This window comes from Streptomyces sp. NPDC046925 (genome assembly GCF_040644915.1).
Classification (GTDB): domain Bacteria; phylum Actinomycetota; class Actinomycetes; order Streptomycetales; family Streptomycetaceae; genus Streptomyces.
The window spans coordinates 446,379-465,254 of the sequence record NZ_JBEYWZ010000003.1 but is presented as its reverse complement, the minus strand read 5'-3'; the positions used below and the strand labels follow the sequence as shown (position 1 = coordinate 465,254).

Here is an 18,876-nt window from a genome sequence, read left to right as displayed (position 1 = left end):
GATTGGGGCCTCCCCTGCTCGAGCGAAGCCGAGAGCTTGGGGAAGGGTGGGCACAACGCCCAGACGCCGGACCAGCGTTAAAACGGACGCTCAGCAGCACCAGCGACGGGGTGCCCCTCACCCAGAGGGGCACCCCGTCCGCGTACGCCCAGCACAAGAGCAAGAACCGCGGCCCCACTGCACACCGTCATCCCGAAGAACAGCGGCACCGCAGTGGAATCCCCACCCAGCCCCACCAACGGCGCGACCACCGCGCCCCACGCGCTCTGGGCGGTACCGAGCAAGGCGGACCCCACGCCGGAGGCGTAAGGAACCCGCTCAAGAGCGAGCGCCGCCGCGTTGGCCACGACGAGCCCGAACCCTCCACACACCAGAGCCATCAGCGCCAGGCACACCACGACCCCCAGCAGCCCCGCCAGCGTCAGGGCAAGCAGCAGGGACGTCCCCGTGAGCATGGCGAAGAGCCCACCCCGGAGCAGAGCCTCGGGAGCGACCCGCCCCACGAGGCGGGCCCCCACCGCGCTGGAGAGCGTCGCGACGACCGCCCCGCCGGAGAAGGCGACGGACGAGGCCCCCACCCCCATGCCGAGGACGTTCTGCAGCAGGAACGGCGACCCGGCGATGTAGCAGAACAGCATCCCGAAGCCGAAGGTGAAGGCGAGCGTGTAGCCCACGTACGCCCGATCGCCCACGACCTCGCGGGCCGAGGCCACCACCTGCCGGACCCCGCCCTCGTGCCGCCGTTCCTTGGGCAGGCTCTCCGGTACGCCGACCGCCACCGCCAGGGTCACCAGGAGCGAGACCCCGGCGAGCACCCAGAACACGCCCCGCCAGCCCACGGCCCCGATGACCGCGCCGCCGGCCAGCGGGGCGATGATCGGCGCGATCCCGGCCAGCGTCATGAGAACCCCGAACAACCGTGCCGCGGCGGCCCCTTGCAACCGGTCAGTGACCACGGCCCGGCTGATCACGACCCCCGCGGCCCCGCTGAACCCGGCCACGAACCGCAGCGCGACCAGCCACCCCAGCGAGGGGGCCACGGCGCACAGGGCGGTCCCCGCGGTGCAGACGGCCGCCCCGGCGAGCAGCGGCGCCCGTCGTCCGTACCGGTCGGAGAGCGGCCCGAAGACGAGATGCCCGAGCGTCATCCCGACCAGGAACGCGGTCAGCGTGAGCTGCACCCCGGAGGCATCGGTGTGCAACTCATCGGCCATCCGCGGAAACGCCGGGAGGTACATGTCGGTCGAGAGCGGACCTATGAACGAAAGCAGCGCGAGCGCGCCGGTGAGCAAGGGCATGACTCGGAGACCTCCGGGGTGCGGGGGAACGGGAAGCCGCTGGCGGGGTATCTGGAGCGCGAGAAGGACCCGAACGACGGCCGGGTGGTGCGTCTGAAGCCGACCCTCAAGGCGGAGCAGGGCATGGCCCTGATCGAGAACGCCTGGGCGGAGATCTTCGCCGACGCGCTCGCCACGCTCTCCGAGGAGCAGCGGACGGCGCTCGTCGCGTCCGTACCGGCGCTAGAGGCGCTGGGGGGCGCGCTCAAGGAGCGTAGAACGCGGTAAGGGGCACCCGCAATGGCGGGTGCCCCTTACGGCAGTGGAACTAGAGGGCCTACGGAAGCGCCAGCATCCGCTCCAGGGCCAGCTTCGCGAACTGCTCGGTCTCGCGGTCGACCTCGATCTGGTTGACCAGCTTGCCCTCGGCCAGGGACTCCAGGGCCCAGACGAGGTGCGGCAGGTCGATGCGGTTCATGGTCGAGCAGAAGCAGACCGTCTTGTCGAGGAAGACGATCTCCTTGTCCTCGGCGGCGAAACGGTTCGCCAGGCGGCGTACGAGATTCAGCTCGGTCCCGATCGCCCACTTGGAACCGGCGGGAGCCGCCTCCAGGGTCTGGATGATGTGCTCGGTCGAACCCACGTAGTCGGCCGCGGCGACAACCTCGTGCTTGCACTCCGGGTGCACCAGGACGTTCACGCCGGGGATGCGCGCGCGGACGTCCTCCACGCTCTCCAGCGAGAAGCGCCCGTGCACCGAGCAGTGCCCGCGCCACAGGATCATCTTGGCGTCCCGCAGCTGCTCGACGGTCAGGCCGCCGTTCGGCTTGTGCGGGTTGTAGAGCACGCAGTCGTCGAGCGAGAGGCCCATGTCGCGGACCGCGGTGTTGCGCCCGAGGTGCTGGTCGGGCAGGAAGAGGACCTTCTCGCCCTGCTCGAAGGCCCACTCAAGGGCACGCTTGGCGTTCGACGACGTGCAGATCGTTCCGCCGTGCTTGCCGGTGAAGGCCTTGATGTCGGCGGAGGAGTTCATGTACGAGACGGGCACGACCTGCTCGGCCACCCCGGCCTCGGCCAGCACGTCCCAGCACTCCGCGACCTGCTCGGCGGTGGCCATGTCGGCCATCGAACAGCCGGCGGCCAGATCGGGAAGGACGACCTTCTGGTCGTCGGTGGTCAGGATGTCCGCGGACTCGGCCATGAAGTGCACACCGCAGAAGACGATGTACTCCGCCTCGGGCTTGGCGGCCGCGTCCTTGGCCAGCTTGAAGGAGTCGCCGGTGACATCCGCGAACTGGATGACCTCGTCGCGCTGGTAGTGGTGGCCGAGCACGAAGACCTTGTCGCCGAGCTTCTCCTTGGCGGCGCGGGCGCGCTCCACCAGGTCGGGGTCGGAGGGCGACGGCAGATCGCCGGGGCACTCCACGCCGCGCTCGCTCTTGGGGTCGGCCTCGCGGCCGAGCAGCAGGAGGGCGAGCGGCGTGGGCTGAACATCGAGATCCACGAGATCCGCGGGGGACTGGGCGGTGGTCACGACACGCACCCTTTCTCTTCTGCAGACGAGCCTTTTCGTCTAATTGACGTTATCTATCATAACCGCTTCACGTCAGTTTGACGATGGCCATAGTGTCGATGTGACGCGTTCGCCTCCGGCAGGCCGATGCCCCACGGGGCCGCATGTGCGAGCATGAAGGGACAGGCAGCCGAAAGGCAGTCGCAAAGACAGCACTCGGCCCGGAATGAATCCGCGGCCCCGCCGGTTGCAACCGTCGGCAAGCAGTCTCCGTACAACCCGGGAGAGAAGCAGATGTCCGTATCGGACGAGACCACCACCGTGAGCGACGGCATCCTCCTGTCCGACGCCGCCGCGGCCAAGGTCAAGGGCCTTCTTGAGCAGGAGGGCCGGGACGACCTGGCGCTGCGCGTCGCCGTCCAGCCCGGCGGCTGCTCCGGCCTCCGCTACCAGCTGTTCTTCGACGAGCGCTCGCTCGACGGCGACGTGGTCAAGGACTTCGACGGCGTGAAGGTCGTCACCGACCGGATGAGCGCTCCTTACCTGGGCGGCGCCTCCATCGACTTCGTCGACACCATCGAGAAGCAGGGCTTCACGATCGACAACCCGAACGCCACGGGCTCCTGCGCCTGCGGCGACTCGTTCAGCTAAATCTGTCTGTACGTGCGAAGGCGGCCCCCGAGAATTTCGGGGGCCGCCTTCGTTTTCGCCGGTGAGGGCCGGTGAGGGCCGGTGAGGGCCGGTGAGGGCTGGTGCGTGAGGGCCGGGGCTGCTACTTGCGCGGCACCGTCGCGCCGCCCTCCGCGTCCACGACCTTGCGGTCGCCCAGCGGCTTGTCCAGGGTCACGGTCTCGGTGAACTCCTTGGCCATCATGACGCAGACCTCGCCCTTCTTGCGGGTCTCGGTCACCTTCACGCGCACGCTGTCCTTGCTCTCGTCGGCCGACGCCGAGTAGTCGCTGCAGACACCGCCCCAGAAGTGCACCGTCAGGGACTTGCCGTCCGCGCGGTAGGACTCGACGTGCGCCGTCGGGTCCTTCTGCCCCGTGCCCGGCTCCTGCGCGGGCTTGTCGGTGGGCGTCGGGTCCGACGGCGGTGTGCTCGGCGAGGTGATGAACTTCGGCTCCACCGCCGGATGCGTCACCGTGAAGGTGTCCTTCGCGCCGTTCGGCCGCACGTCGAACAGCCAGGAGGGCACGAGCGTCTGGCGCCCGTCCACGAACTGCACCGCGAGCCCGAACGTGGCGTCCTTCACCGTGATCGGCTGCGGCTTCGGGGGTGCGGACGAGGGCTCGCACGGAGCCTGCTTCTTGCCCTCCTTGCCGGACGCGTCCTCGGGCATGGCGGTGGCGCAGCCGCCGATGCCGACGCTTCCGCCGCCGCCCGCCTTGTTGAGCTGGGCCAGGGTCTCGTCGGCGCTGATCACGGGGTACGTCGCGCCCTTCTCCGGCGCCTTCAACTGTCCGCTGCCGCCGACCACTTGCCCGTCCGAGCCGACCTGGATGCCGGTCGACCAGCCGTACGTCGGGAGGCCGCCGACCTCCGGGTCCGCGTTCACCATGCGTACGCCGCCCATGAGTTGGCCGGCGTCCAGCTTCGCGTCGTCCTGTCCGACCGCCTTCAGGACGGGCGCCGCGGCCTTCTTCGCCGCGCTCTCGCCGACCGGATCGCCCTTGCCGTTCGGGGCGGTGGACGTCTCCGGGCTCTTCGAACAGGACTTGCCCTTCAGGCAGTTGTCGCTGCCGCCGGTGGCGTACCGCGAGAACGTCCAGGTGCCCGGCGCCTGCTTGCTCACCTGGAGCGAGGGCCCCGAGCCGTCCTTCGCGGAGCCGACCTTCCAGGCGCCGTCCTGCGAGGTGGGCTTGCCCGAGACACCGAGGGCCTTGGCCAGCTCGGTGACCTGGTCGCTGGTGACGGTGCCCCGCGCCTGGTACACGGCCGCCGAGTCGGGGCCGCCGGGCAGCTTGCCCTCCGCGCGGTAGGCGGAGCCGTTCGGGTCGGGCTCTCCGGGGGCGATGCCCTCGGTGCCGCCGTCCTGGCCGCCCTCCTGCCGGTCGCCGTCCGTGTGTCCGTCGAGGGCGAGAGGCGGAGGCGTCCCGCCGCTGCCGGCCGGAGAACTGCTGTCGCTGTCGCTGCCGCCTGACGCGGTCGCGGCGAAGTAGGCGCCGCCGCCACCGACGAGCAGCACCGTGGCCGCCACCGACGCGACGGCAAGGCGGGAACGCCGCCGGTGCTGCTCGGCCGCGTCATGGTCGGATCGCTCGGTGCTCACCGCATCGCTCCTTTGACTGCACTGCTGTCCCTGGAGGCCCGTGTGCGGGCCTCGTTCGTATTCCGCGTCCCCTTTACGGGGGACAGCGGTGGGACGCAGCGGGGGAGTGCGCGGTTCCATCGGGAGCGCGCGCTGCCATCGGCGTGCGCCGACGGCAGCGTCCCTCGGCTCAGTCGCCGTACTCCGACATGCCGTCGATCAGCCGCGCGGACGCGGGCGGGACGCTGATCCCGTGGATCAGCGCGGGCGACACCGGAGCGGTCGCGGCGGCGGCGGGGGTCACCCAGTGCGGGGCCATGCGGGCGCAGTCGCCGCGCAGAGTCTCCAATGTCTCGGAGGGCAGCTCGACGGGACGCGTGGTGACGACATGCTTCGAGATAACGGCCATGACCGCACCGTACGCATCGCACACCTCGCGAAAAAAGACCTACTAACGGGTAGTTTGGCCTCTTCAGCGGGGGTGCACCGACCCGGTAGCGTGAAGTGTCAACCCCTCGCCTCTCCTCCACAGGAGCATGCCGTCGTGCGTATCGCAGTCACCGGCTCCATCGCCACCGACCACCTGATGACCTTCCCCGGCCGCTTCGCCGACCAACTGGTCGCGGATCAGCTGCACACGGTTTCCCTCTCGTTCCTGGTCGACGCCCTGGACGTACGCAGGGGAGGCGTCGCCGCCAACATCTGCTTCGGGATGGGCCAGCTCGGCACGGCTCCGATCCTGGTCGGCGCCGCGGGCTCCGACTTCGGCGAGTACCGCGCCTGGCTCGACCGGCACGGCGTGGACACATCATCGGTCCGTATCTCCGAGACGCTGCACACGGCCCGCTTCGTGTGCACCACGGACGCCGACCACAACCAGATCGGCTCGTTCTACACGGGCGCGATGAGCGAGGCCCGCCTCATCGAACTGAAGACCGTGGCCGACCGCGTCGGCGGACTCGACCTGGTCTCGATCGGCGCCGACGACCCCGAGGCGATGCTCCGCCACACCGAGGAGTGCCGGACGCGCCAGATCCCGTTCGCCGCGGACTTCTCCCAGCAGATCGCGCGCATGGAGGGCGAGGAGATCCGTACCCTCCTCGACGGCGCCACGTACCTCTTCTCGAACGAGTACGAGAAGGGGCTCATCGAGTCCAAGACCGGCTGGACCGACGCCGAGATCCTCTCCAAGGTCGGCCACCGCGTGACGACCCTCGGCGCGAACGGCGTGCGCATCGAGACCGCGGGCCAGGACCCGATCGAGGTCGGCGTCCCCGAGGAAGAGGCGAAGGTCGAGCCGACCGGCGTCGGCGACGCCTTCCGCGCCGGTTTCCTCTCGGGCCTGGCCTGGGGCGTATCGCACGAGCGCGCGGCGCAGGTCGGCTGCATGCTCGCCACCCTGGTCATCGAGACCGTGGGCACGCAGGAGTACGAACTCCAGCGCAGCAACTTCATGGACCGCTTCACCAAGGCGTACGGCCACGCGGCGGCCTCCGAGGTCCAGGCCCGCCTGGCCTAGCCACGGCCGAGCAGGCCGCGCCCGGCCGGGTTCAGCCCGGCCAGGCCCCGCCCGGCAGGCTCAGGAGCTCCGGCGGACCACATACGCGGCACCGTGGTCCGCCGGCTCCTCGCCCACGTACTCCTGCCCCCGCATCTCGCACCACGCCGGGATGTCGAGCCGCGCCGCCTCGTCGTCGGCCAGGACCGTCACGGTGCCGCCCACCGGCACATCCCCGATGACCTTCGCGAGCTCGATGACGGGGAGCGGGCAGCGCTTTCCGAGCGCGTCCACGACGAGCGACGCTGACTCCGCGCCCTTCACCGGAGCCACCGGCGCGCCCAGTTGCTCGCGTACCGAGGCCACCACGCCCGGCAGAACCTCCAGAAAACGCTCGACCTCCGCTTCCTGTGTCCCCCGTGGGAGTGACACCCGGACGTTGCCCTCGCTCAGGACGCCCATGGCCTTCAGTACGTGGCTCGGGGTCAGCGTCGAGCTCGTGCAGGACGAGCCGGAGGAGACCGAGAAACCGGCCCGGTCCAGCTCGTGCAGGACTGTCTCCCCGTCGACATAGAGACACGAGAAGGTCACCAGGTGGGGCAGGCGCCGCTCCGGATCGCCCACCACCTCCACGTCCGGCACGAGCCCTGGCACCCGCGCCCGGATCCGCTCCGTCAACTCCCGCAGCCGCGCGCCCTCCTCGGCCGCCTCGGCTTGTACGGCACGGAGCGAGGCAGCGGCGGCGACCACCGCCGGGATGTTCTCGAAGCCCGGAGCACGCCCCGACTCCCGCTCGTCGGCGGGACCCCGCGCGGCGAACCGCACCCCCTTGCGCACGACGAGCAGACCCACGCCCGCGGGCCCGCCCCACTTGTGGGCGCTCGCGGCGAGCAGCGACCACTCCCCGCCCACCCTGCCCCACGGCAGCGACTGCGCGGCGTCCACCAGGAGCGGCACCCCGGCGGCGCGACACGCCGAAGCGACCTCGGCCACCGGCTGCTCGGTGCCCACCTCGTGGTTGGCGGACTGCAGGCAGGCGAGCGCCGTGTCGGGGCGCAGCGCGGCGGTGTACGCGTCCGGGGACACCGCCCCGGCCCTGTCCACCCCCACCTCGGTCACGGTCCCGCCCGCGGCCTCGTGGGACGCCGCCGAATGGAGGACCGACGAGTGTTCGACGCCGGACACCACGAGATGCCGCCCGACACGCCGACGCCCGGCGAGCGCCCCGGCCACCCCGGAGTGCGCGGCCACGGTGCCGGAAGAGGTGAAGGAGAGCTCGTCTGGGCGGCATCCGACCGCCTCGGCGGCCGCCTCCCGCGCGGCGTCGAGCAGCAGCCGGGCCCGCCGCCCCTCGCGATAGAGCCGCGCCGGATCGGCCCACCCCTCGTCCAGCGAGGCCTGCAAAGCCTGCCGGGCCACGGGATGGAGGGGAGCGGAGGAGGCAACATCAAAGTAGGACACGCGGTCACGCTAAGCGCCCCGAAGGGGCGCGGGGAACTGCGCGCTCGGCCACGACGCTCCCGCAGTCGCGGACCGGCAGATTCCGCCGAGCCGGCGGGCGGCCGGACTTCCCGTCAGAAAGCCACCGCGGGCCGGGCGGAACACCCTTCGGAGTGACCCGCGGCGCGTTAGGCACCCTCCCCGCGCGACCCCAAATAGCGTCCAGTAAGGTTTGGCCCGCATAAACATCCAAACCCCTGCCCGCCGCAGGGCGGCGACCGACGACCGAGAAGGCCGCACCCGACCGCGCGGGCCGAGACTCTCGGGAAGGCGCTACGTGAGTCCCAACGGCTCCGACCGCTCGTCGCGGCGCCCGATGCGGCGGAAGCTGCCGCAGGTGCTGACTGCGGGCCTGATCCTCGCAACCGCCACCGGTTGCACATACAAGGACTTTCCCCGCCTTGGTATGCCCACCCCCGTAACGGAGGAGGCTCCCCGGATCCTCTCCCTCTGGCAGGGCTCGTGGGCGGCTGCGCTCGCCACGGGCGTGCTGGTCTGGGGTCTGATCCTGTGGAGTGTCATCTTCCACCGGCGCAGCCGCACCAAGGTCGAGGTACCTCCGCAGACGCGTTACAACATGCCCATCGAGGCGCTCTACACGGTGGTCCCCCTCATCATCGTCTCGGTGCTCTTCTACTTCACGGCTCGTGACGAGTCGAAGCTCCTCCATCTCGACGAAAAGCCCGCCCACACGGTCAACGTGGTCGGCTACCAGTGGAGCTGGGGCTTCAACTACATCGAGAACGTGAAGGGTTCCGACAAGGAGGACGCCAAGACGGCCAAGGAGCTGGAGGCCATCCCGGACAAGTTCCGTGATGCGTTCCCGTCCGACGCCGGTGGTGTCTACGACGTCGGCACGCCCGGCCAGCGGAACCCGCAGAACAACAACCCGGGTCCGACCCTCTGGCTCCCCAAGGGCGAGAAGGTCCGTTTCGTACTGACTTCGCGTGACGTCATCCACTCCTTCTGGGTGGTGCCGTTCCTCATGAAGCAGGACGTCATCCCTGGCCACACGAACGCCTTCGAGGTGACTCCGAACAAGGAGGGCACCTTCATGGGCAAGTGCGCCGAGCTCTGCGGTGTCGACCACTCCCGGATGCTCTTCAACGTCAAGGTCGTTTCCCCCGAGCGCTACCAGAAGCACCTCGAGGACCTGGCGAAGAAGAACCAGACCGGTTACATCCCGGCCGGCATCGAGCAGACGAAGCACGAGAAGAACCGGGAGACGAACAACCTGTGAGCATCCTCAACGAACCTCAGGGTGCCGCGGCAGCAGAAGACTCGTCGGCGAACGAGCTGCCGGTACGGCGCGCACAGCCGGGTGCTGTGGTCATCAAGTGGCTGACGACCACTGACCACAAGACGATCGGCACGCTCTACCTGGTCACGTCGTTCGCGTTCTTCTGCATCGGCGGCGTGATGGCGCTCTTCATGCGCGCCGAACTCGCTCGTCCCGGCTCGCAGCTGATGTCGAACGAGCAGTTCAACCAGGCGTTCACGATGCACGGCACGATCATGCTGCTGATGTTCGCGACGCCGCTGTTCGCCGGATTCGCGAACTGGATCATGCCGCTGCAGATCGGCGCGCCCGACGTGGCGTTCCCGCGGCTGAACATGTTCGCGTACTGGCTGTACCTCTTCGGCTCGCTCATCGCGGTGGCCGGCTTCCTCACCCCGCAGGGTGCGGCCGACTTCGGCTGGTTCGCCTACTCCCCGCTGTCGGACGCCGTCCGCTCGCCGGGCATCGGCGCCGACATGTGGATCATGGGTCTGGCCTTCTCCGGCTTCGGCACGATCCTCGGCTCGGTCAACTTCATCACCACGATCATCTGCATGCGCGCACCCGGCATGACGATGTTCCGGATGCCGATCTTCGTGTGGAACGTCCTGCTGACCGCCGTTCTGGTCCTGCTGGCCTTCCCGGTCCTGGCCGCCGCGCTGTTCGCCCTGGAGGCGGACCGCAAGTTCGGTGCCCATGTGTTCGACGCGTCCAACGGCGGCGCCTTGCTGTGGCAACACCTCTTCTGGTTCTTCGGCCATCCAGAGGTGTACATCATCGCGTTGCCGTTCTTCGGAATCATTTCCGAGGTCATCCCGGTCTTCTCCCGCAAGCCGATGTTCGGCTACATGGGTCTGATCGGCGCGACGATCGCGATCGCGGGTCTCTCCGTGACCGTGTGGGCGCACCACATGTACGTCACCGGTGGCGTACTCCTACCGTTCTTCTCCTTCATGACGTTCTTGATCGCCGTGCCAACGGGCGTGAAGTTCTTCAACTGGATCGGAACGATGTGGAAGGGCTCACTGAGTTTCGAGACACCGATGCTCTGGGCCGTCGGCTTCCTGATCACCTTCACCTTCGGTGGTCTGACCGGCGTCATCCTGGCCTCGCCGCCGATGGACTTCCACGTCTCGGACTCGTACTTCGTGGTGGCGCACTTCCACTACGTCGTCTTCGGCACCGTCGTCTTCGCGATGTTCTCCGGATTCCACTTCTGGTGGCCGAAGTTCACCGGCAAGATGCTGGACGAGCGGCTCGGAAAGATCACCTTCTGGACGCTGTTCATCGGCTTCCACGGCACGTTCCTGGTGCAGCACTGGCTGGGCGCCGAGGGCATGCCGCGTCGTTACGCGGACTACCTCGCGGCCGACGGCTTCACCGCGCTGAACACGATCTCGACGATCTCCTCGTTCCTGCTCGGTCTGTCGATCCTGCCGTTCTTCTACAACATCTGGAAGACCGCCAAGTACGGCAAGAAGATCGAGGTCGACGACCCGTGGGGCTACGGCCGCTCGCTCGAGTGGGCGACGTCCTGCCCGCCGCCGCGGCACAACTTCCTCACCCTGCCGCGGATCCGTTCCGAATCCCCGGCGTTCGACCTGCATCACCCTGAGATCGCTGCTCTCGACCAGCTCGAGAACAGCGGCCACGGTGACAAGGCGCTCGCGGGCGGCAAGGAGGCCGGCAAGTGAAGGTCCAAGGCAAGATGTTCATCTGGCTGAGCGTCTTCGTGCTCGCCATGGCGATCGTCTACGGCTGGTGGTCGAAGGAGCCGGCGGGTACGACCGCGCTGTTCCTCGCCTTCGGCCTGTGCATCATGATCGGCTACTACCTGGCCTTCACGGCCCGGCGTGTCGACGCTTCCGCACAGGACAACAAGGAGGCCGACGTAGCGGACGAGGCCGGCGAGGTGGGCTTCTTCAGCCCGCACAGCTGGCAGCCGCTCTCGCTGGCCGTCGGTGGCGCGCTCGCCTTCATGGGCGTCGTCTTCGGCTGGTGGCTGCTCTACTTCTCGGCCCCGATCATCATGATCGGCCTGTTCGGCTGGGTCTTCGAGTACTACCGGGGCGAGAACCAGACCCAGTGAGTCTGTGAATCCCTGTCCCACCAAGGGAAACCCCGCTTCACCGAGGGGCCCGGACACTCCGCGAGGAGCGTCCGGGCCCCTCGGCGTGTCGCGGCCGACCCTCGGACGGGTCACTCGGCGCGCCGGAGCCGATGAACCTCCATACCGTGTGTTCATGAGCCACTCACCGCGAATCCGCACGGTACTGAGCTGCACCTTGCTGGTGTCCGCCCTCGGGGTGGGAACCACGGCATGCGGCAGCTCCGACGGCCATCCGCTCTCGGCTAAGCCGTACGACGCGGCGGGCCAGATCGCCTTCAACGGCCCTGTGGGCACCCAGAAGGCAGATCCGGACAAGCCCCTGGAGGTCACCGCCAAGGGCGAGGACGGGCGCATCACCGATGTGACGGCCACCGACGCGAACGGGCGGTACCTGGCGGGTGAACTCGCCGCCGACGGCGCCCGCTGGCACAGCACGGCGCCGCTGGCCGCGGGAGCGCACTACACGGTGCGGGTCAGCGCCGAGGACGAGGACGGCTCACCGGGCCGCAAGGTCATGACGTTCGACACGGGCGCCCCGTCGAAGAAGAAGCGCCTCGGCGTCACCTTCGGCCCCGATTCGGGCAAGTACGGTGTCGGCCAGCCCGTCACGGCCAAGCTCACCGCCAAGGTGAAGGACAAGAACGCCAGGGCGATCGTGGAGCGCGCCCTGAAGGTCGAGACGCAGCCCGCCACACAGGGCGCCTGGCACTGGGTGGACAGCAAGACGCTGCACTACCGGCCCAAGGAGTACTGGCCCACGGGCGCGACGATCAACGTGCGCAGCAACCTCGAGGGCATCAAGGTCCGCGACAGGCTCTGGGGCGGCAGCGCCAAGCCGCTGAAGCTGACCATCGGCGACCGCATCGAGGCCGTGACGGACGCCGGGTCGCACTACATGACGGTCTACCGCAACGGCGAGGAGATCAACTCCATGCCGGTGACGACGGGAAAGCCCGGCTACTCCACGCGCAACGGCGTCAAGGTGGTGCTCGGCAAGGAGTACTCCGTACGCATGACCAGCGCCAGCATCGGCGCATCGGACTTCTACGACAAGATGGTCTACTACGCCACGCGGGTCACCGACTCGGGTGAGTACGTGCACGCCGCACCCTGGTCGGTCGGCTCCCAGGGCTACGCCAACACCAGCCACGGCTGCACCGGCATGAGCACCGACGACGCCGCCTGGTTCTACGAGACCGTACGGCAGGGCGACATCGTCAAGGTCGTCAACAGCGCGGGAGCGGACATGGATCCGTTCGGCAACGGCTTCGGCGACTGGAACGTCGGCTGGAAGAGCTGGCGGGAGGGCAGCGCCCTGGTCGGCGGCGTCAAGAAGGGCCCCACGGCGCTCGACGCGGCCCGGCTGCGCCCGCAGGTCTAGGACCGCTCCGGCGGCGCCGCAGAACAGCACAGAAGGCCCCGTGCCGAGGCGCGGGGCCTTCTGCCGTGCCGTCAGGTCGTCAGGCCTGGATGGCCAGCCTGTCGCGCAGCAGGGCGGCCAGGGCGTCCGGGAACTCGACCGGGTCGACCGGAAGGGTCACCGCGGCCTCCGCACGGCTCCAGGTGGCCAGCCAGGCGTCCTGCGGGCGTCCCATGAGCAGGAGCACGGGCGGGCACTGGAAGATCTCGTCCTTGAGCTGGCGGCAGACCCCCATGCCGCCGACGGGCGTGGCCTCGCCGTCCAGGACGCAGACGTCGACGCCGCCCCGGTCCAGTTCCTTCAGGACGGCGGGCAGTGTCGCGCACTCGATGAACTCGACCGCGGGAACGTCCGCCGCCGGCCTGCGTCCGGTGGCCAACCGGACCTGCTCGCGGGTGCTCGCGTTGTCGCTGTAGACCAGCACCGTGGCGGTCGGCTGCATTGTTCCTCCGCTTCGTTGAGGGCATTTCGCCGGGGACCGATGCGCGGATGCTACCCCTCCGAACACCCCGTCAACAGCGGTTCGGACAGCCCTTCGATGGGCCATACGGGCAGGACACACCCCTCAGACACTCCGAACGGCACCCCCCGGGGTGAGGGCGGGATAAGCGACCGACATAATGTCGGTCGTGGCGACAGCAACGACAGTAGATACCGGGCACGCGCACCCGCCGGTCAATCGGCCGAACCTCACCAGCGTCGGAACCATTATTTGGCTGAGTTCCGAGCTGATGTTCTTCGCGGCCCTCTTCGCGATGTACTTCACCCTGCGATCGGTGACAGGTCCTGAGCACTGGAAGGAAATGGCGTCCGCGCTGAACTTCCCGTTCTCGGCGACGAACACCACGATCCTGGTGCTCTCCTCTCTCACCTGCCAGCTGGGCGTGTTCGCCGCTGAGCGCGGTGACGTGAAGAAGCTCCGGATGTGGTTCATCGTCACCTTCATCATGGGTGCGGTCTTTATCGGCGGTCAGGTGTACGAGTACACCGAGCTGGTCAAGCACGAGGGCCTCTCGCTCTCGTCCGACCCCTACGGCTCGGTCTTCTACCTGACCACCGGCTTCCACGGCTTGCACGTGACAGGCGGTCTCATCGCCTTCCTGCTGGTCCTCGGCAGGACCTACGCGGCCAGGAAGTTCACCCATGAGCAGGCGACCGCAGCCATCGTCGTGTCCTACTACTGGCACTTCGTCGATGTTGTCTGGATCGGTCTCTTTGCCACGATCTACATGATCAAGTAAACGGGGCCGGGCCCAGACGGGCCCGACGTTCCGACTCTTTCCAGAAGCATCGACGCAGAAGATCCTGACACCGGGGTAATCCGTGAAAAAGCTCTCCGCACGACGACGCCACCCGCTGGCGGCGGTCGTCGTCCTACTCCTCGCGCTGGCGGCCACCGGGGGGCTGTACGCCGCGTTCGCACCCGCGGACAAGGCGCAGGCCGACGACACCGCCCAGTCCCTCGCCATCGACGAGGGCAAGAAGCTGTACTCCGTGGGCTGCTCCAGCTGCCACGGAACCGGCGGTCAGGGGTCCTCCGACGGTCCTAGCCTGGTGGGCGTCGGCGCAGCCGCCGTCGACTTCCAGGTCAGCACCGGCCGCATGCCGCTCCAGCAGCCGGGCGCCCAGGCGCCGAAGAAGAAGGCCATCTACAACCAGGCCCAGATCGACCAGCTCGGGGCGTACATCGCCTCGCTGGGCGCGGGCCCGACCGTTCCCACCGAGAAGCAGTACAGCCCGGACGGGGCGGACATCGCCAAGGGTGGCGAGCTGTTCCGCACCAACTGTGCGCAGTGCCACAACTTCACCGGTGAGGGCGGCGCGTTGACGAAGGGCAAGTTCGCTCCTTCGTTGGAGGATGTCTCCCCGAAGCACATCTACGAGGCCATGCAGACCGGCCCGCAGAACATGCCGTCCTTCCCCGACACGGTGATGCCGGAGAAGAACAAGAAGGACATCATCGCGTACCTCGACGCGGTCAACGGCGAACAGACCGAGAGCCCTGGCGGTCTCAAGCTGGGTGGCCTGGGTCCGGTCAGTGAAGGCCTGTTCGGCTGGATCTTCGGTCTCGGCACGCTGATCGCGGTCGCCGTGTGGGTCGCCGCTCGGACCGCAAAGGCCAAGAAGTCATGAGTAGCCAAGAGAATCCAGAAGAGAACCTGCCCAGCGCGCAGGAGACCGAGCACGGCTCGGTGGCCGTGGCGGACGAGAACCCGTTCGCCGACCCGGGGCTTCCGCCCCACGAGCATCGTGTGCAGGACATCGACGAGCGGGCCGCCAAGCGGTCCGAGCGTGCGGTCGCGTTCCTGTTCACGCTGTCGATGCTGGCCACGATCGGCTTCATCGCCTCGTACGTGGCCTTCCCGGTCGACAAGCGCGTCTACATCTTCCCGATCGGCCACATCAGTGCCCTGAACTTCTCCCTGGGCATGACCCTGGGCGTGGCGCTGTTCTGCATCGGCGCGGGCGCGGTCCACTGGGCCCGCACCCTGATGTCCGACGTGGAGGTCGCCGACGAGCGGCACCCGATCGAGGCCGAGCCCGAGGTCAAGGCCAAGGTCATGGCCGACTTCAAGGCCGGTGCCGCGGAGTCGCAGTTCGGCCGTCGCAAGCTGATCCGCAACACGATGTTCGGCGCGCTCGCGATGGTGCCGCTCTCGGGTGTCGTCCTGCTGCGTGACCTCGGTCCGCTGCCCGAGGACAAGCTGCGGCACACGCTGTGGTCCAAGGGCAAGCTGCTCGTGAACATGAACACGAACGAGCCGCTGCGTCCGTCGGACATCGCGGTCGGTTCGCTGACCTTCGCCAAGCCCGAGGGCCTGGAGGAGCACGATCACGACTTCCAGAAGGAGATCGCCAAGGCGGCCCTGATGATCGTCCGTATCCAGCCGGACGACATCAAGGACAAGCAAGAGCTCGAGTGGTCGCACGAAGGTGTCGTCGCCTACTCGAAGATCTGCACCCACGTCGGCTGCCCGATCTCCCTGTACGAGCAGCAGACGCATCACGTCCTCTGCCCGTGCCACCAGTCCACCTTCGACCTCTCCGACGGTGCCCGAGTGATCTTCGGCCCGGCCGGTCACGCGCTGCCGCAGCTGCGCATCGCCGTGAACGAAGAGGGCTACCTCGAGGCGCTCGGCGACTTCGCCGAGCCCGTCGGTCCTGCATTCTGGGAGCGCGGATGAGCACTACGACGACTGATACGCGTAAGAAGGAGGCGCCCGCCGGTGAGCGGGTCGCCGACTGGGCCGACGGCCGCCTGGGGATCTACTCCCTGGCCAAGGCCAACATGCGCAAGATCTTCCCGGACCACTGGTCCTTCATGCTCGGCGAGATCTGCCTCTACAGCTTCATCATCATCATCCTCACGGGTGTGTACCTGACCCTGTTCTTCCACCCGTCGATGAACGAGGTGGAGTACCACGGCAGCTACATCCCGCTGCAGGGCCAGCTGATGTCCGAGGCGTTCAACTCGACCATGCACATCAGCTTCGACGTGCGCGGTGGTCTGCTGATCCGGCAGATCCACCACTGGGCGGCGCTGATCTTCCTCGCGGCGATGTTCGTGCACATGATGCGCGTCTTCTTCACGGGTGCCTTCCGCAAGCCCCGCGAGGTCAACTGGGTCTTCGGCTTCCTGCTGTTCGTCCTGGGCATGTTCACCGGCTTCACCGGTTACTCGCTCCCGGACGACCTGCTCTCCGGTACCGGTGTGCGCTTCATGCAGGGCGCCGTCCTGTCCGTGCCGATCGTGGGCACGTACCTGTCGATGTTCCTGTTCGGCGGGGAGTTCCCCGGCGGCGACTTCGTGGCCCGGTTCTACTCGGTGCACATCCTGCTGCTGCCGGGCATCATGCTCGGCCTCGTGGTGGCGCACCTGATCCTGGTCTTCTACCACAAGCACACGCAGTTCGCGGGTCCCGGCAAGACGAACAACAACGTCGTCGGCATGCCGCTGCTTCCCGTGTACATGGCGAAGGCCGGCGGCTTCTTCTTCCTGGTCTTCGGTGTCATCGCGGCCGTCTCGGCGATCGCCACGATCAACCCGATCTGGGCGCTCGGTCCATACCGTCCGGACCAGGTCTCCACCGGAGCCCAGCCCGACTGGTACATGGGCTTCTCCGAGGGCCTGATCCGTGTGATGCCGGGCTGGGAGATCAACCTGTGGGGCCACACGCTCGTCCTGGGCGTGTTCATCCCGCTGATCATCTTCCCGCTGGTCCTGGTCGCGATCGCGGTCTACCCGTTCATCGAGTCCTGGGTCACCGGCGACAAGCGCGAGCACCACATCCTGGACCGCCCGCGCAACGTCCCGACCCGTACGGGCTTCGGCGTCGCGTGGATCACCTGGTACATGGTGCTGCTCATCGGTGGCGGCAACGACCTCTGGGCCACGCACTTCCACCTGTCGATCAACTCGATCACCTGGTTCGTGCGCATCGCGTTCTTCGTGGCGCCGGTCCTCGCGTTCATCATCACCAAGCGGATCTGCCTGGGTCTGCAGCGGCGCGACAAGGACAAGGTCCTGCACGGCCGCGAGTCGGGCATCATCAAGCGGCTGCCGCACGGTGAGTTCATCGAGGTCCACGAGCCGCTCAATCAGGAGCAGCTGCACACGCTCACCGCGCACGAGCAGTACGCGCCGGTCGAGATCGGCCCCGCGGTCGACGAGAACGGCGTCGAGCGCAAGGTGTCGGGCTCGCAGAAGCTGAGGGCCAAGCTCTCCAAGGGCTACTACGGGGAGGACAACCAGATCCCCAAGCCCACCACCGAGGAGTACAAGGAGATCACGAGCGGCCACGGCCACCACTGATCGAATGACACTCTGACCACAAGGTCGCCACGGCGAGAGCCCCGTCCCATGCATCCAGTGCATGGACGGGGCTCTTTGCCGTCCTGCGGGCTGGATAAGGTGTTCCTGTCCTATGGCTGAACGAACCCAGGAGCGGCAGATGAGCGCTGTGACCCCCGCAGGAGGCAACACCGCGGCGGCCCGTTCCTGGCCCGGTGTACTGAACGGGCTGCTCGAAGGGCGCGACCAGAGCGCCGCCGACACGGCCTGGGCGATGGACCGCATCATGCGGGGCGAGGCGACCGACGCGCAGATCGCGGGCTTCATGGTCGCGCTGCGGGCCAAGGGCGAGACCGTGGAGGAGATCTCCGGCCTCGTCCAGACGATGTACGAGCACGCCAACGTCATCGAGGTGCCGGGGCAGACCGTCGACATCGTCGGCACCGGCGGCGACGGCGCCAAGACCGTCAACATCTCCACGATGTCCGCGATCGTGGCCGCCGGCGCGGGCGCGAAGGTCGTCAAGCACGGCAACCGCGCCGCCTCCAGCGCGTCGGGCGCCTCCGACGTCCTGGAGAAGCTCGGGGTCAATCTGGAGCTGCCCCTGAAGCGGGTCGTCGAGGTGGCCGACGAAGCCGGGATCACCTTCTGCTTCGCCGTGAAGTTCCACCCGGCGCTGCGGCACGCCGGCGCGGCACGCAGCCAGCTGGGCATCAGGACCGTCTTCAACGCCCTGGGGCCGCTCACCAACCCGGCCAGGGTGCGGGCCCAGGCGGTCGGTGTCGCCGACGCGCGGATGGCGCCGATCGTGGCCGGGGTCTTCGCCGAGCGCGGGCACTCCTCCCTCGTCTTCCGCGGCGACGACGGGCTCGACGAGCTGACGACCACGTCGACCTCGCGGGTCTGGGTCGTACGGGACGGCGCCGTGCGCGAGGAGGCCTTCGACCCGCGGGACGTCGGCATCGACCTCGTCCCCGTGGAGGCCCTGCGGGGCGCCGACGCCTCGTACAACGCCGAGGTGGCGCTGCGGCTCCTGGACGGCGAGAGCGGTCCCGTGCGGGACGCCGTGCTGCTCAACACGGCGGCGGCCCTGGTGGCCCGCACGCCGGGCGAGGGCACCCTCGTGGAGCAGATCGGCGCCGGTATCGCGAAGGCGGCCGAGTCGATCGACTCCGGGGCCGCCAAGCAGGCCCTCGAGCGGTGGGTGGCGGCCAGCAACAGGTGAGTGTGGCGCAC

General features: G+C 68.4%; 18 protein-coding genes. 12 read left to right on the top strand and 6 right to left on the bottom strand.

The window, feature by feature from the left end; translation table 11 throughout:
• Window positions 1-77: 77 nt before the first annotated feature.
• The gene (locus ABZ906_RS15345; protein ID WP_361382131.1) at window positions 78-1,298 is read right to left on the bottom strand and encodes a multidrug effflux MFS transporter; all 1,221 of its coding nucleotides are present in this window, start codon (window positions 1,296-1,298) and stop codon (window positions 78-80) included.
• Window positions 1,299-1,316: 18 nt separating this feature from the next.
• On the opposite strand from ABZ906_RS15345, the gene ABZ906_RS15340 reads away from it, so the two are divergent.
• Window positions 1,317-1,565: a hypothetical protein gene (locus tag ABZ906_RS15340; RefSeq protein ID WP_361382128.1), complete on the top strand. Its 249-nt coding sequence runs from the start codon at window positions 1,317-1,319 to the stop codon at window positions 1,563-1,565.
• 49 nt (window positions 1,566-1,614) lie between these two features.
• Here ABZ906_RS15340 and nadA read toward each other — a convergent pair whose 3' ends face one another.
• Entirely contained in the window at window positions 1,615-2,811 is a 1,197-nt protein-coding gene (nadA, locus tag ABZ906_RS15335) for a quinolinate synthase NadA (RefSeq protein WP_361382125.1), read from the bottom strand.
• A gap of 273 nt (window positions 2,812-3,084) precedes the next feature.
• Here nadA and ABZ906_RS15330 point away from each other — a divergent pair, with 273 nt between their 5' ends.
• Window positions 3,085-3,441, top strand: coding sequence for an iron-sulfur cluster assembly accessory protein (locus ABZ906_RS15330; protein WP_030933606.1), 357 nt, complete (start codon window positions 3,085-3,087; stop codon window positions 3,439-3,441).
• Window positions 3,442-3,562: 121 nt separating this feature from the next.
• Here ABZ906_RS15330 and ABZ906_RS15325 read toward each other — a convergent pair whose 3' ends face one another.
• Both ABZ906_RS15325 and ABZ906_RS15320 read right to left on the bottom strand, forming a co-directional pair.
• Complete coding sequence (locus ABZ906_RS15325) at window positions 3,563-5,062, bottom strand: hypothetical protein (protein ID WP_361382122.1); 1,500 nt, start codon at window positions 5,060-5,062, stop codon at window positions 3,563-3,565.
• Between the two features lie 169 nt (window positions 5,063-5,231).
• Window positions 5,232-5,450, bottom strand: a complete 219-nt coding sequence (locus ABZ906_RS15320; protein ID WP_361382119.1) for a hypothetical protein — start codon at window positions 5,448-5,450, stop codon at window positions 5,232-5,234.
• Window positions 5,451-5,585: 135 nt separating this feature from the next.
• On the opposite strand from ABZ906_RS15320, the gene ABZ906_RS15315 reads away from it, so the two are divergent.
• On the top strand, window positions 5,586-6,560 hold the full coding sequence (locus tag ABZ906_RS15315; protein ID WP_361199027.1) for a carbohydrate kinase family protein: 975 nt from the start codon (window positions 5,586-5,588) through the stop codon (window positions 6,558-6,560).
• Window positions 6,561-6,620: 60 nt separating this feature from the next.
• Here the strand turns inward: ABZ906_RS15315 and ABZ906_RS15310 are convergent, their stop codons facing one another.
• On the bottom strand, window positions 6,621-8,000 hold the full coding sequence (locus tag ABZ906_RS15310; RefSeq protein WP_361382116.1) for an aminotransferase class V-fold PLP-dependent enzyme: 1,380 nt from the start codon (window positions 7,998-8,000) through the stop codon (window positions 6,621-6,623).
• Window positions 8,001-8,316: 316 nt separating this feature from the next.
• On the opposite strand from ABZ906_RS15310, the gene coxB reads away from it, so the two are divergent.
• From coxB to ABZ906_RS15290, 4 genes are all read left to right on the top strand, one after another.
• Window positions 8,317-9,279, top strand: a complete 963-nt coding sequence (coxB, locus tag ABZ906_RS15305) for a cytochrome c oxidase subunit II (protein ID WP_361199033.1) — start codon at window positions 8,317-8,319, stop codon at window positions 9,277-9,279.
• The gene (ctaD, locus tag ABZ906_RS15300; RefSeq protein WP_361199036.1) at window positions 9,276-11,012 is read left to right on the top strand and encodes a cytochrome c oxidase subunit I; all 1,737 of its coding nucleotides are present in this window, start codon (window positions 9,276-9,278) and stop codon (window positions 11,010-11,012) included. The genes coxB and ctaD overlap by 4 nt, the downstream gene beginning before the upstream one ends.
• Window positions 11,009-11,407 carry a cytochrome c oxidase subunit 4 gene (locus ABZ906_RS15295; protein ID WP_361199039.1) on the top strand — a complete coding sequence of 133 codons (399 nt, stop codon included), beginning with the start codon at window positions 11,009-11,011 and terminating at the stop codon, window positions 11,405-11,407. Before ctaD ends, ABZ906_RS15295 begins: the two co-directional genes overlap by 4 nt.
• Window positions 11,408-11,561: 154 nt before the next feature.
• Window positions 11,562-12,809, top strand: coding sequence for an Ig-like domain-containing protein (locus ABZ906_RS15290; protein WP_361382113.1), 1,248 nt, complete (start codon window positions 11,562-11,564; stop codon window positions 12,807-12,809).
• A gap of 79 nt (window positions 12,810-12,888) precedes the next feature.
• On the opposite strand, the gene ABZ906_RS15285 is transcribed toward ABZ906_RS15290, so the two are convergent.
• Window positions 12,889-13,290, bottom strand: a complete 402-nt coding sequence (locus ABZ906_RS15285) for a hypothetical protein (RefSeq protein WP_361199045.1) — start codon at window positions 13,288-13,290, stop codon at window positions 12,889-12,891.
• Window positions 13,291-13,468: 178 nt separating this feature from the next.
• Between ABZ906_RS15285 and ABZ906_RS15280 the strand changes: the two genes are divergently transcribed.
• The 5 genes from ABZ906_RS15280 (at window position 13,469) to trpD (ending at window position 18,865) form a co-directional block, all read left to right on the top strand.
• Entirely contained in the window at window positions 13,469-14,089 is a 621-nt protein-coding gene (locus ABZ906_RS15280; protein WP_361199048.1) for a heme-copper oxidase subunit III, read from the top strand.
• 82 nt (window positions 14,090-14,171) lie between these two features.
• Window positions 14,172-14,981 carry a c-type cytochrome gene (locus ABZ906_RS15275; RefSeq protein WP_190081330.1) on the top strand — a complete coding sequence of 270 codons (810 nt, stop codon included), beginning with the start codon at window positions 14,172-14,174 and terminating at the stop codon, window positions 14,979-14,981.
• Window positions 14,978-16,033, top strand: coding sequence for a Rieske 2Fe-2S domain-containing protein (locus ABZ906_RS15270; RefSeq protein WP_361199051.1), 1,056 nt, complete (start codon window positions 14,978-14,980; stop codon window positions 16,031-16,033). The genes ABZ906_RS15275 and ABZ906_RS15270 overlap by 4 nt, the downstream gene beginning before the upstream one ends.
• Window positions 16,030-17,661 carry a cytochrome bc complex cytochrome b subunit gene (locus ABZ906_RS15265; RefSeq protein ID WP_361382110.1) on the top strand — a complete coding sequence of 544 codons (1,632 nt, stop codon included), beginning with the start codon at window positions 16,030-16,032 and terminating at the stop codon, window positions 17,659-17,661. The genes ABZ906_RS15270 and ABZ906_RS15265 overlap by 4 nt, the downstream gene beginning before the upstream one ends.
• A 139-nt stretch (window positions 17,662-17,800) precedes the next feature.
• The gene (gene trpD / locus ABZ906_RS15260) at window positions 17,801-18,865 is read left to right on the top strand and encodes an anthranilate phosphoribosyltransferase (protein ID WP_361199057.1); all 1,065 of its coding nucleotides are present in this window, start codon (window positions 17,801-17,803) and stop codon (window positions 18,863-18,865) included.
• The last annotated feature ends 11 nt before the right edge of the window (window positions 18,866-18,876 follow it).